Annotated in this window: 10 protein-coding genes; 5 read left to right on the top strand and 5 right to left on the bottom strand. The window is 70.4% G+C overall.

Annotation, left to right across the window (positions count from 1 at the left end):
• Positions 1-70: 70 nt before the first annotated feature.
• Together Q9R47_RS15855 and Q9R47_RS15850 are read right to left on the bottom strand one after the other, a co-directional pair.
• Positions 71-1,261 carry a glycoside hydrolase 100 family protein gene (locus Q9R47_RS15855; protein WP_311234161.1) on the bottom strand — a complete coding sequence of 397 codons (1,191 nt, stop codon included), beginning with the start codon at positions 1,259-1,261 and terminating at the stop codon, positions 71-73.
• Between the two features lie 204 nt (positions 1,262-1,465).
• A complete protein-coding gene (locus Q9R47_RS15850; RefSeq protein ID WP_311234160.1) occupies positions 1,466-2,473 on the bottom strand; it encodes an aromatic ring-hydroxylating dioxygenase subunit alpha in 1,008 nt (335 codons plus the stop codon).
• Between the two features lie 125 nt (positions 2,474-2,598).
• On the opposite strand from Q9R47_RS15850, the gene Q9R47_RS15845 reads away from it, so the two are divergent.
• The 5 genes from Q9R47_RS15845 to Q9R47_RS15825 all read left to right on the top strand — a co-directional run bounded on the left by Q9R47_RS15845 (position 2,599) and on the right by Q9R47_RS15825 (position 9,029).
• Complete coding sequence (locus Q9R47_RS15845; protein ID WP_311234159.1) at positions 2,599-3,522, top strand: LysR family transcriptional regulator; 924 nt, start codon at positions 2,599-2,601, stop codon at positions 3,520-3,522.
• 224 nt (positions 3,523-3,746) lie between these two features.
• Positions 3,747-4,697, top strand: a complete 951-nt coding sequence (locus tag Q9R47_RS15840; protein WP_311234158.1) for an N-carbamoyl-D-amino-acid hydrolase — start codon at positions 3,747-3,749, stop codon at positions 4,695-4,697.
• A gap of 49 nt (positions 4,698-4,746) precedes the next feature.
• Positions 4,747-5,733 carry a tripartite tricarboxylate transporter substrate binding protein gene (locus tag Q9R47_RS15835; RefSeq protein WP_311234157.1) on the top strand — a complete coding sequence of 329 codons (987 nt, stop codon included), beginning with the start codon at positions 4,747-4,749 and terminating at the stop codon, positions 5,731-5,733.
• Entirely contained in the window at positions 5,733-7,205 is a 1,473-nt protein-coding gene (locus Q9R47_RS15830) for a D-aminoacylase (protein WP_311234156.1), read from the top strand. Before Q9R47_RS15835 ends, Q9R47_RS15830 begins: the two co-directional genes overlap by 1 nt.
• Positions 7,206-7,322: 117 nt before the next feature.
• On the top strand, positions 7,323-9,029 hold the full coding sequence (locus Q9R47_RS15825; RefSeq protein WP_311234155.1) for a phosphoethanolamine--lipid A transferase: 1,707 nt from the start codon (positions 7,323-7,325) through the stop codon (positions 9,027-9,029).
• Positions 9,030-9,044: 15 nt separating this feature from the next.
• Here the strand turns inward: Q9R47_RS15825 and Q9R47_RS15820 are convergent, their stop codons facing one another.
• The 3 genes from Q9R47_RS15820 to Q9R47_RS15810 all read right to left on the bottom strand — a co-directional run bounded on the left by Q9R47_RS15820 (position 9,045) and on the right by Q9R47_RS15810 (position 12,307).
• Positions 9,045-10,280: a HAMP domain-containing sensor histidine kinase gene (locus Q9R47_RS15820; RefSeq protein ID WP_311234154.1), complete on the bottom strand. Its 1,236-nt coding sequence runs from the start codon at positions 10,278-10,280 to the stop codon at positions 9,045-9,047.
• 32 nt (positions 10,281-10,312) lie between these two features.
• Positions 10,313-11,008 (bottom strand): response regulator transcription factor, encoded by a 696-nt coding sequence (locus Q9R47_RS15815; RefSeq protein ID WP_311234153.1) that lies wholly within the window; start codon positions 11,006-11,008, stop codon positions 10,313-10,315.
• A 132-nt stretch (positions 11,009-11,140) separates the two neighbouring features.
• The gene (locus tag Q9R47_RS15810) at positions 11,141-12,307 is read right to left on the bottom strand and encodes a BMP family ABC transporter substrate-binding protein (protein ID WP_311234152.1); all 1,167 of its coding nucleotides are present in this window, start codon (positions 12,305-12,307) and stop codon (positions 11,141-11,143) included.
• Between the last annotated feature and the right edge of the window lie 5 nt (positions 12,308-12,312).

The raw sequence follows: 12,312 nt of genomic DNA, 5'->3' as shown, positions 1-12,312 counted from the left end.
CCGGTCGCGCGCAGGGCACAGCATAAGGCCGCGCCGCCCCCCGCGCCCTGCCCGACGCGAAACCCCGCGACTACCAGGCCGAGTCTTCGCCCTGCAGCGCGCGCCGCGCCAGGATGAACGTGGCCGCGTTCCAGCTCTGTCCCGCCATGCCCATCGGCACCAGCGTGCGGCCGTGGAACCACTCGGTGAACCGCCAGTCGTCCAGCGCGTTGGCGTGCGCCAGCCGGGCGAGTTCGGACCAGCCGGCCGCCTGCAGCCCCGTGCGCGCGAGCGCCATCACCCAGAAGCCGCCCACGAAGGGCCAGATGCCCCCGTTGTGGTACTGGTGCATGAGGTTCTGGCGGTGCCGGCCCATGTAGGCGCGCCACAGGTCGTGCTCGTGCGAGAGCGGATGCAGCACCACGCGCACGGGCAGCGAGCTGCCGGCGTGCGCGGCGCCTACGGTGTTCACGATGCTGTGCGCCATGGCCTCGTCGGCGATGCCGGCCTGGATGGCCAGCAGGTTGCCGAACACGTCGCCTTCGTCGCCCACCACGGCCAGGTTGACGAAGCTCAGGTAGAGGCCCGGGTCGCGGCGGCCGCGGCGCGCGTAGTGCTGCAGCAGCCGGGCGCGGTGGTAGGCGGGCAGGTCGCGCTGGAACGGGTTGAAGAGGTGGTTGAAGTGGTGGTGGGTCTCGTCCATGTGGCAGAGCCCGTAGCGGCGCTTGACGTCGAACCACAGCGCATTCGTGTAGAGCACGTAGCCCGAGCGCGGCATGATGTCCGCCCAGTCGCTGGCCTCGTTCTGCTGCAGCAGCCGGAAGTGCTGGTGCTCCTGCGCGAGCAGCCAGCCGATCGCGCGCTCCACGGCGTCGCTCCAGCGGCCCGCGGGCACCTGCCCGTGGCGCTGCACGTGGTCCACCGCGATCAGCCACCAGAGCGTGGCGTCGATGCAGCCCAGGTACCAGAAGTCGGCGTCCCGGCCTTCGGGATCGACGTATTTGGGGATCTGCCCGTTGGGCGCCTGCTGCGCGGCGAGCGCGTCCAGGCTGGCGACGGCGCCGTCTTCCAGCGCCGGCACGCCGCTGCCGCACATCGCCATCACGCAGATCGCGGCGTCGCGCCCGAAGATCCGCGTGTAGCGCCGCGCCACGGCCGCCGCGGTGTGGCTGGCGGCCAGGATGCCGTGGGGCGTGAGGTTGCGCTCGAGCAGCGCGAGCGAGGCCTCGGAACAGGCGTCGATCAGCGCGAGCGAGGGGGCGTCGAGGGGATGGTCTGTCATGGCATGCGGGGGCGGATGCGGCGGGCGGCTGCCTGGGCGACAAGGCCGGCGCGGGCCGCGGACGGGAGCGGCATCCTGAGTGGAGAGGCCGCGCCGGCGCAGGTTCCATTGTGCCCACGGCCGCGCCGGCCCGGCCGTAAAAACATGTCGCCGCCCTCCGCTATTGCCGCGGCCGCCCGCGCAGAGGCCCGCGCGGCCGCTGCGTCAGCAGGTGCCGAAGGTGATGCCGAGCGCCTTCAGGTGGCGGCGGTAGGCGGACGAGGCCTTGTCCGCGGCCGTGTGCAGCTCGGCCCGCAGGTCCAGCGGCAGGCGCTTGGGCTCCTGCGACTCCAGCACCGGCTGGTCCTGCGTGAAGATGGTGTGCTGGAAGTCGCGCAGCTTCTGGTCGGGCGCGTCGAAGTCCGCCACCGCCAGCCGGAACCACACACGGCTCGACTCGGGCGTGACGGGACAGATGTAGAGCGCGATGGATTCGCGCCAGCCTTCCACCGCCGTGGTGCCGGCCTCGGGCAGCTTGGTGAGCACCGCCGCGTAGGGCCCGGTCACTTCGTAGGTGTACTCGACCTGCGCGGGAGCCGTGGAGTGCAGGTTGGACTGCGGCTGCCAGGCCTTGCAGCCGGTGGCGAGCAGCCCCGTGGGCGTGGGCTCCACGCGGTAGTCGTCGATCGCCGCCGCGCCGCGCGCGCCCAGCCAGCCTTCGTGCACGAAGCCGAAGTGCGACATGTCGAGGAAATTCTCGACGATGCGCGGCGCGCTGGCCGCCACGTCGTAGGGGCCGCAGACGAGCTTGCGCAGGCGCGCGTCGCCTTCGGCGGCGAAGGCGGGCAGCGGGAGCCCGGCATCGGCATCGGCACCTTCGCCCTCCGGCCTGGAGGCGAGCCGCACCCAGACCAGGCCGTGCGCCTCCTGCACGCCGAAGGCCCCCGCGCGGTGCCCCGCCGGCGGCTGGAACTGCGGCAGCGCCGGCACGTGGACGCAGCGCCCCGCGCCTTCGAATTGCCAGCCGTGGTAGGGGCATTCGAGCCGGCCGCCCTCCACGCGGCCGAGCGACAGGCGCGCGCCGCGGTGCGGGCAGCGGTCGGCGAAGGCATGGGCGCGGCCGCCATCGTCGCGCCAGAGGGCGAGCGGCTGCCCGAGCAGGTGCGCCGCGAGCGGCGCGGCACCCAGGTCGCAGGCGGCGGCGACGGGGTGCCAGTGGTGGTGTTCGATCATCGTGGGAAAGTGGCTGTGGTCCGCGGACGGGCCGTGGGGCCGCCCGCGCGGAAAGCATAGGGCAAGCACGGGGGATGCCAGGCGAAACCGTGCTGCCCCGGCCTGGACGCCGCAGAATCGGGCCCATGAATCTGCGACAGATCGAAGCCTTCCGGGCCGTGATGGTGACCGGGTCCGTCAGCGGGGCGGCGCGCCTGCTCCACGTGTCCGTGCCCGCGATCAGCCGGCTGCTGTCGCACACCGAGAGCCGGCTCGGCTTCGCGCTGTTCGAGCGCATCAAGGGCCGCCTGCACCCCACGGCGGAGGCCCGGCGGCTGTACCTGGAAGTCGAGCAGGTGCACGGCGGTGTGCAGCGCATCGGCAGCCTGACGCGCGAGCTGGCGGCGCGGGCCCGGGGTTTCGTGAGCATCCTGTCGAGCCCGAGCCTCGGACAGATGATCGTGCCGCTGGCGATCGCCCAGCTGCGGACGACGCTGCCGGACCTGCAGGTCCACTTCCACTGCCTGAATCACGAAGCGCTGAAGGAGCGCATCCTGCAGCAGCGGGCCGACCTGGGCATCTCCACCTTCCCGGTCGATCACCCGAACCTCGTCGCCCGTCCGCTCGCCGCCGCGCGGCTGCTGTGCATCTGCCCGCGCAGCCATCCGCTGGCCGCGTACGAGGAAGTCGGCACCGAGGAGCTGCTGCCCCACGCACTCATCGGCTATCCGCACGGCTCGCCGCTCGGGCTGCGCATCGACCAGATGTTCGCGGACTGCGATGCGGCGCCGCGCTTCCACGTGGAGGTCACCTCGCCCCACTACGCCTGCGCGCTGGTGCATGCGGGCGCGGGCGCCGCGCTGGTGGACGAGTATTCGCTGCAGGGCTGGCTGGAGTCGCGCTTCAAGGTGATCCCGGTGCGGGGCGCGCAGCCCATCGTGGCCGACCTGGTGCATCTGCAGAACGCTCCGCTCTCCCCGGCCGCCCATGCGCTGCTGCACGCGCTGCACAGCGTGCTGCTGCAGTGCGGGCTGGCGCTGCCGTTCGAGGACGGCGCCGCGGCCGGCTGAAGCGCCTCCACCGCGCGCGGCGGGCGGGCCGGGACGCACCACGCCGGCATGCAGCCCGCGTTCCCGCCCCCTGCCGGTGCATGGCCGGCCCGCGTGCACCGCAAGCAGGCGAAGGCTTAACACGTGGTTAAACCCGCGCGACAAAGCGTCATTCGACGCACCAGACGCCGCTTCGAATAATCGATCGCATCGCACCCCGCTGCATCGAAGAGAAGAAGGTTTCCATGACATCGCGCCCCGCTACCGAACGCCGGTTCCTCGATCTGGCCGTCGCCCAGATGGGCCCCGTCCACCTGGCCGACCGCCGGCCCTCGGTGGTCGCGCGGTTGGTCGCGATGCTGCGCGAGGCGCACGGCCGCGGCGCGCGGTTCGTGGTGTTTCCCGAGCTGGCCCTGACCACGTTCTTTCCGCGCTACTGGATGCCGGAGTCGGAGGCGCACGAGCGCTTCTTCGAGCGCAGCCTGCCGGGTCCCGAGACGCAGCCGCTGTTCGACGCGGCGCGCGAGCTCGGCGTGGGCTTCTACCTCGGTTATGCGGAACTGACCTCGGAAGGCCGCGGCTTCAATGCGGCGGTGATCGTGGGGCAGGACGGCGCCATCCGCGGCCGCTACCGCAAGATCCACCTGCCCGGCCATGCGGACCACAAGCCCGAGGCGCCCTTCCAGCACCTGGAGAAGAAATTCTTCGAGGTCGGCGACCTGGGCTTCCGCGCGTTCGACACCGACGGCGTGCGCATGGGCATGTGCCTGTGCAACGACCGCCGCTGGCCCGAGACCTACCGCGTGATGGCGCTGCAGGGCGCCGAAGTGGTGGTGCTGGGCTACAACACGCCCTCGGTCAACATCCACTGGGACGAGCCGGCCCACCTGCGCACCACCACGCACCTGATCTCGCTGCAGGCCAATGCCTACCAGAACGGCATCTGGGTGGCGGCCGCGGCCAAGTGCGGCGCCGAGGACGGGCACCACATGATCGGCAGCTCGGTGATCGTCGCGCCCAGCGGCGAGATCGTCGCGCGCACCACCAGCGAAGAGGACGAGGTGATCTGCGTGCGCGCCGACCTGTCGCTCGGCGAGCACTTCCGCGAGCACGTCTTCAACTTCGCCAAGCACCGCCGCCCCGAGCACTACCGCCTGATCGTCGAGCGCACCGGCGCGGGCGATCCGCTGCCCTGAGCCCGCGAAAACGCCGAGCCCCCCTCCCGCCTCCTTGAGAAAGCCCAACATGATCCACCGCATGCTGTCCCGCTCCCTCGCCCTGCTGGCCTCGGCCGCCTGCCTGTCGGCGGCCTCCCTGCCCGCGCAGGCCGCATGGCCCGAAAAACCCATCACCTTCGTCGTGCCCTCGGCCGCCGGCGGCTCGCCCGACGTGCTGTCGCGGCTCGTGACCAACGAGCTTGCGAAGTCGCTCGGCGTGCCGGTGGTCGTCGATAACCGGCCCGGCGCCGCCGGCAACATCGGCATCCTGCAGATCAAGAGCCGGCCGGCGGATGGCTACACCATCGGCTACGGCAACGTGAACACGCTGGCCGTGAACCGCACGCTGTTCAAAAAGCTGCCCTACGACGTGGACCGCGACCTGGTGCCGGTGGCCCATGCGTTCGACCTCTACAACGTGCTGATCGTGCCCAAGGATTCCCCGATCCAAAACGTGGCCGGCCTGATCGCCGCGGCGCGCAAGGCACCGGGCCAGCTGTCGTTCGGCGCACCCGGCGTGGGCACCACCGGACACATGGGCGGCGAGCTGTTCCGCAGCATGGCGGCCATCGACGTGCTCTTCGTGCCCTACAACGGCGGCCCGGCCGCGCTGCAGGACCTGATGGGCGGGCGCATCGACTACCTGTTCGCCAACTCCTCCGAAGTGGGCCCGCTCGTGGCCGCCGGCAAGGTGCGCGCCCTGGCGGTGAGCAGCGCGAAGCGCATCGCGCTCATGCCCACCGTGCCCACGCTGGACGAGTCCGGCGTGAAGGGCTACGAGACGGTGGCCTGGGGCGGCGTGGTGGCGCCGCACGGCACGCCGCCCGAGATCGTCGCCAAGCTGAACGCCGCGATCAACGCCGCGCTGGCCACGCCGGCCGTGCGCGACGGCCTGGCCAAGCTCGGGGCGGTGCCGGCTGGCGGCACGCCCGCCGACTTCCAGCGCACCATCGACCGCGAGACGAGGCGCTGGGGCGAGCTGATCGAGCGCAACAACATCGAGAAGCTGGACTGATGGCCGGATCCGCATCCTCTTCCTCGCCCGCCGCCCCCACGCGCCTGCTGCTGCGCGGCGGCCTGCTGATCGACGGCAGCGGCGCGGCGCCGCGGCCCGCCGACCTGCTGGTCGACGGCGAGACGATCGCCGCCGTGCTGGAGCCAGGCACCGGGGTCGATGGCCCCCATGCGGTGATCGACATCGCCGGGAAGGTGATCGCGCCGGGCTTCATCGACTCGCACACCCACGACGACGGCTACCTGCTGGCCCACCCCGACATGGTGCCCAAGGTCTCGCAGGGCGTGACCACGGTGGTCACCGGCAACTGCGGCATCAGCCTCGCGCCCGTGCCGCCGGGCCGCGCCCTGCCCCAGCCACTCGACCTGCTGGGCCCGCCCGATCTGTTCCGCTACCCCGGCTTCCATGCATGGATGCAGGCGCTGCGCGATGCGCCCGCGGCGGTCAACGTGATCCCCCTGGTGGGCCACGCCAGCCTGCGCGTGAGCGCGATGGACGACCTGCAGCGCACCGCGACGGCGGAGGAATGCGGACGCATGGCCCGGCTGCTGGAGGAAGCGCTGGAGGCGGGTGCCTTCGGCCTGTCCACCGGCACCTTCTACCCGCCCGCGCAGCACGCCACCACGCAGGAGATCATCGACATCGGCGAGGCCATGCGCGGCCGTGCCGGCATGGTCTATGCCACCCACCTGCGCGACGAATCCGACCGCATCGACGAAGCGATCGAGGAAGCCCTGGACATCGGCCGCGCCCTGGGCGCCCGCGTCGTGTTCTCACACCACAAGCTGGCCGGCGAGCGCAACCACGGCCGCTCGGTGCAGACGCTCGCGCGCATCGACCGCGCGGCCGCACTGCAGCCCGTGTGCCTCGATTGCCACCCGTATCCCGCCACCTCCACCATGCTGCGCCTGGACCGCGTGCGGCTCGCGCGCCGCACGCTCATCGCCTGGTCGAAGGGCGCCCCCTCCGCACAGGGGCGCGACTATGCGGACCTGCAGCGCGAATGGGGCCTGGACGACGAGGCGATGCTGCAGCGGCTCGCGCCCGCGGGCGCGATCTATTTCCTGATGGACGAGCGCGACGTGGAGCGCATCCTGGCGCACCCGCGCACCATGGTCGGCTCCGATGGCCTGCCCTTCGATCCGCATCCGCACCCGCGCCAGTGGGGCACCTTCACGCGCGTGCTCTCGCGGCTGGTGCGCGACCAGGGCCTGCTGACGCTGGAGGCGGCCATCCATAAAATGACGGGCCTGGCCGCGGAGAACTACGGCCTCGCCGACCGCGGCCTGCTGCGCGCGGGCTGGAACGCCGACCTCGTGGTGTTCGATGCGGCGCGGGTGCAGGACGTGGCGACCTTCGACCGTCCCGTGCAGGCGAGCCTCGGCATCGAGGGCGTATGGGTGAACGGCCGGCAGGTCTGGGACGGCCGGCAGCCGACGGGGCAGCGGCCGGGCCGGGTGCTGGAGCGCTGACCGGCGCCGTCCGCAGAAGAAAATCCATGCCGGAGGGCGCCGTCAGCGGCTCTTAACGAATTCCTGACGCCCTCTTGTCGACACTGCGCGCACTTTCACCACTCATGGGAATTGCGCGTGCTCCGACGTCCGATCTCCGTGCGGCTCCATCCGGTGCAACGCACCTGGATCGCCGCACTGTTCTTCACCACCTTCGGCAACGTCGTGCTGTGGCGGACCCTCTGGTCCACCGTGGAGATCGACGGCCTGCGCAGCCTGTTGTTCTTTGCCAGCCTGCCGGTCTTCGTCTTCTGCCTCGCGAATCTGCTGCTCACGCCGGTGCTGGCCCTGCCCGGCGTGCGCAAGCCACTGCTCGCGCTGCTGGTCGTCACCAGTGCGGGCTGCAGCTATTTCATGCTGCACTACAACGTGCTGATCGACCGCGGCATGGTGCAGAACGTGTTCGAAACCAACCAAGCGGAACTCACGGCGTACCTCTCGCTTCCGCTGCTGCTCACCGTGCTCGTGCTGGGCGTGCTGCCGGCCGCGGTGATGGTGCTGCTGCCGGACAAGCCGGGTGGGCATCCAGTGCAGACCCTGCTCTGGTGGGCCGGCAACGTGCTGGCGACGGCGGCGGTGCTGGCCGCGGTGACCTTCGTGTTCTACAAGGATTACGCCTCGCTGTTGCGCAACCACCGGCACCTGCGGGACCAGGCACTGCCCTTCAATGTGGTGCGCAACGCCAACGGCTACCTGAAGCGCCGCTTCATCGCGAAACGGCAGCTGCTGCGTACCGTGGGCGAGGATGCGATGCGCTCCGCGGCGGGCGCCGGAGAGCGGCCCCGGCTCGTGGTGGTCGTGGTCGGGGAGACGGCGCGGGCGCAGAACTTCCAGCTCAACGGCTATCCGCGGCCGACGAATCCGGTGCTGTCGCAACGGGAAGACGTCATCAGCTTCCGGCAGGTGGCGTCCTGCGGCACCGCGACGGCGGTCTCGCTTCCCTGCATGTTCTCGCGCATGCCGCGCACGCAGTACGACGAGGTGCGCGCGGCCACCGAAGAGAATCTGCTCGACATCCTGCAGCGCACGGGCATGCAGATCCTCTGGCGGAACAACAACAACGGCGGCTGCAAGGGCGTATGCGAGCGCGTTCCGACCGAAGACATGCCCACGCTGAAACCGGCCGGCCACTGCACCCATCGCGATGGCACCTGCCATGACGCCGTGCTGCTGCACGGGCTCGATGCGCACATCGATGCGCTGCAGGGCGATGCGCTGATCGTGCTGCACCAGCTGGGCAGCCACGGGCCGGCCTATTTCGAGCGCTATCCGCCGCAGGACCGGGTGTTCCACCCCGCCTGCGACAGCAACCAGATCCAGAAATGCAGCCGCGAGGCGCTGGTCAACACCTACGACAACACGCTCGTCTACACGGACCGCGTGCTGGGCATGGCGATCGATCTGCTGCAGCGGCATGCCACGCAGCGCGACGTGGCGCTGGTGTACCTCTCGGACCACGGCGAATCGCTCGGCGAGCGCGGCATGTACCTGCACGGCACACCCTACTTCATCGCGCCGCAGGAGCAGACCCATGTACCGATGGTGATGTGGTTCTCTCCGGGGTTCGCGCAGCGGGCCGGGCTCGATCTCGCATGCCTGCGCGCCCATGCGGCCACCCGGGCCTACCGCCACGACCACTTCTACCACTCGGTGCTGGGGCTGCTCGACGTTCGCACCCGCGTGTACGACGCGGACCTGGACCTGTTCGCTCCCTGCCGCGGGGCGGAGCGACGCCCGCCGCAAGCCCTGGCCGCCGACGGCCTGCGCGCCGATTCAGTTCTGTAGCACCTGCTCCAAGACTCAGGCTTCCGCGCTGCCCATCTCCAGCGTGAAGCGGCAGCCCCGGTCCGAGCTGTCGACCGCCATGCGCCAGCCCAGGTGCTCCACGATGCGCTGCACGATCGACAGGCCCAGCCCCTCGCCGCTCTGGCACGCACTCGGCGCGAAGCGCCGGAACTGCTGCGGGTCGATGCTCGGCGGCAGTCCCGGGCCCGTGTCGGCGATCATCAGCAACGTGCCCCGCAGCGTGATGCGCACCTCGCCCGCGTCGGTGTACTGGCAGGCATTGCGCAGCAGGTTCCAGACCACGCTGCGCGCCAGTTCGGCATGCGTGTGCACGTGCACGCCCTGCGGCGCATCCAGGACCAGCGCCACCGGTTTGTTCGCGAGCCACGGCCGGCAGCGCGCCATGCATTCCTCGACCAACGGACGCAGCAGCACGTCCGCCCGCGCAAGGCGTTGCGGATCGCGCGAGAGCAGCAGCAGGCACGACAGCTGGCGCTGCATTTCCTCCGTGGTGCGCACTATGCGCTCGGCGCTGGGCACCAGCGGGCTACCGGCGGGCAACTGCTCCGCGATGGTTTCCGCCGCACCGCCGATGATGGCCAGCGGCGTGCGCAGCTCATGGCTGGCATCGCCCACGAAGCATCGCTCGCGCTGCAAAAACTGCTCCGCCTCGTCGCTGTGCCGTGCGAAGGCCCGCGCCAGCACACCGATCTCATCGTGCGCGTCCAGGAACGGAAACGGCTTGTGCCCGCGCTCGACGGCGTCCGCCAGGCGCGCGATGGGTGCGGTCACGCGCTCCGACGTCAGCCGGCCGATCCAGAACGCGCACAGCACGCACAGCAGGATGACCAGCAGGGCGTAGCCGTCGATGGCATGCTCCAGATACCGGTAATGCGCACCGCTGCGCAGCAGGTAATAGTGCGCGCCGCCGGATTCGAACACCAGCAAATGCCGGACCTCCGGCCCTGCCAGCCGGTGGTAGCCCGGCGCATACGGGTGCAGGGCTTCGGGCACCGTGGTCGGGGTGTAGAGCGCGCTGCCTTGCGGCATGGTGGGCGTGGTGCCGCGCGCGATGTCGGCCTGCAGCCGCGGCAGTTCGCCCTGCAGGCTCTTCGACGCCACGTAGGCCCGCAGCTCTTCGTAATCGAGCTGCTCCGCCATGACCACGAACGCCATCACCGCCAGCATCAGCAGCACGAACGACACCGTGATGCGCGTCCTGAGCGTCATGCGCCCGGCAAGGGATTTCATGGGGGCCTTCTTCCTGCAGTGCGGCGTCTCACTCACTCCGGCGCGGCCTCGCCGGGCCTGCGCAGGCGCCATCCGACGCCGTGCACGGTTTCTATCAGCGGCTGCGTGAAGTTTTTGTCAACCTGCTGGCGCAGATCGTGGATGTGCGTGCGCAGGGCGCCGCTCTCCGGCGGCTCGTCGCCCCAGAGCAGGTATTCCAGCTCCTGCTTCCTGGCGACGGCCGGCGCGGCGCGCACCAGGCACAGCGCCAGCTTGTGGGTGGTGGGCGTGAGGCCGATGGCCCGGCCCTGCCGCCAGGCCCGCGGCGTGCGGGTGTCCACCTGCAGATCTTCCCAGGCCAGCAGGCCCTGCACCTGCCGGCCCTGGGCCCGGCGCACCAGGGCCTGGATGCGCGCATGCAGCTCCCTCAGCGAGAAGGGCTTCACCAGGTAGTCGTCCGCCCCCAGCGCCAGGCCCTGCACGCGGTCTTCCACCGGGTCGCGGGCGGTCAGCATCAGCACTGGCACGGGATTCTGGAACTCCTCGCGGAGCCGGCGGCACAGGCCCATGCCGTCCAGCCGCGGCAGCATCAGATCCAGCACGATGGCGTCGTAGCCGTTCTGCGTGGCCATGCGCAGGCCGGTGGCGCCATCGCGGGCATCGTCCAGCACGTAGCCGAGCGGTTCGAAGAAGCCGTACAGATTGGCGACCAGCTCCGGGTTGTCTTCGATGATGAGCAAACGGGTCATGGATCGACGCAGGCAAATGGGGAAAAAGCGGGGCCGCAAAGACAACGGCCGCCCGGAGGCGGCCTTGTCGAAGAGAGGGGCCGGGCCCGCCAGCATCACGCTGGCGAACGGCCCGAACCCCGGTCTACCGGATCACTTCTTGTCGCCGCCCGGCACCGTGCCTTCCACGCCCTTGACGTAGAAGTTCACGCCCGAGAGGAACTTGTCGTCGGCGACCACGTCCTTGGCGAGCAGTTCCTTGCCGTCCTGGCCGAGGATCGGGCCCTTCCAGATGGAGAACGAACCGTCCTTCAGGCCGGCCTTGACCTGATCGACCTTGGCCTTGGTTTCGGCGGGCACGTCGTCGGCGATGGAGACGAGATCGATCGCGCCTTCCTTCACGCCCCACCAGCTCTGGCCGGTGGTCCACTTGCCTTCGAGCACGTCGCGCGTGGCCTTCACGTAGTAGGGTCCCCAGTTGATCACGGCCGAGCCCAGGTGGGCCTTGGGGCCGTAGGCGGTCATGTCGGAATCCCAGCCGAAGGCGCGCTTGCCCTTTTCCTGCGCGGTCTTGAGCACGGCGGGCGAATCGGTGTTCTGGAACAGCACGTCGGCGCCGCCGTTGATCAGCGAGGTGGCGGCTTCGGTTTCCTTCGGCGGGCTGAACCATTCGTTCACCCACACCACCTTGGTCTTGACGTTCGGGTTGACCGACTGCGCGCCCAGCGTGAAGCTGTTGATGTTGCGGATCACCTCGGGGATCGGCACCGAGCCGACCACGCCCAGCGTGTTCGACTTGGTCATCGCGCCCGCGATCACGCCGGCCATGTAGGCGCCTTCGTAGGTGCGGCTGTCGTAGGTGCGCACGTTGGGCGCGGTCTTGTAGCCGGTGGCGTGCTCGAACTTCACGTCGGGGAAGTCGGGGGCGATCTTCTGGATCGTCTCCATGTAGCCGAAGGTGGTGCCGAAGATCAGCTTGTTGCCCTGGCCGGCCATGTCGCGCAGTACGCGCTCGGCATCGGCCGACTCGGGCACGCTCTCGACGAAGCTGGTGACGACCTTGTCGCCGAATTCCTTCTCGATGGCCTTGCGGCCGTTGTCGTGCGCGAACGACCAGCCGCCGTCGCCCACCGGGCCGACGTAGGCGAACGCGATCTTCAGCGGCTCGGCCTTGGCCGCGGGGGCCGAGGCGGCGGGCGCGGATGCGGGCGTCTGCGCCGGTGCCGGCTCGTCCTTCTTGCCACAGCCCGCGAGCGCGGCGGCGGCCAGGGCGGAGAGCGCGGCGGCCTTCATCAGCGAGCGCTTGTGCAGATCGGTCATGTCGA

It is taken from the genome of Acidovorax sp. PRC11, from assembly GCF_031844105.1.
GTDB lineage: Bacteria > Pseudomonadota > Gammaproteobacteria > Burkholderiales > Burkholderiaceae_C > Paracidovorax.
The sequence above is the reverse complement of the archived record's forward strand: the minus strand, read 5'-3'. Positions and strand labels throughout refer to the sequence as shown.

What these genes read in the sequence shown, in the direction of transcription:
- Q9R47_RS15855 (WP_311234161.1), bottom strand. Translation starts at nt 1,261, where the DNA reads ATGACAGACCATCCCCTCGACGCCCCCTCGCTCGCGCTGATCGACGCC.
- Q9R47_RS15850 (WP_311234160.1), bottom strand. Translation starts at nt 2,473, where the DNA reads ATGATCGAACACCACCACTGGCACCCCGTCGCCGCCGCCTGCGACCTG.
- Q9R47_RS15845 (WP_311234159.1), top strand. Translation starts at nt 2,599, where the DNA reads ATGAATCTGCGACAGATCGAAGCCTTCCGGGCCGTGATGGTGACCGGG.
- Q9R47_RS15840 (WP_311234158.1), top strand. Translation starts at nt 3,747, where the DNA reads ATGACATCGCGCCCCGCTACCGAACGCCGGTTCCTCGATCTGGCCGTC.
- Q9R47_RS15835 (WP_311234157.1), top strand. Translation starts at nt 4,747, where the DNA reads ATGATCCACCGCATGCTGTCCCGCTCCCTCGCCCTGCTGGCCTCGGCC.
- Q9R47_RS15830 (WP_311234156.1), top strand. Translation starts at nt 5,733, where the DNA reads ATGGCCGGATCCGCATCCTCTTCCTCGCCCGCCGCCCCCACGCGCCTG.
- Q9R47_RS15820 (WP_311234154.1), bottom strand. Translation starts at nt 10,280, where the DNA reads ATGAAATCCCTTGCCGGGCGCATGACGCTCAGGACGCGCATCACGGTG.
- Q9R47_RS15815 (WP_311234153.1), bottom strand. Translation starts at nt 11,008, where the DNA reads ATGACCCGTTTGCTCATCATCGAAGACAACCCGGAGCTGGTCGCCAAT.
- Q9R47_RS15810 (WP_311234152.1), bottom strand. Translation starts at nt 12,307, where the DNA reads ATGACCGATCTGCACAAGCGCTCGCTGATGAAGGCCGCCGCGCTCTCC.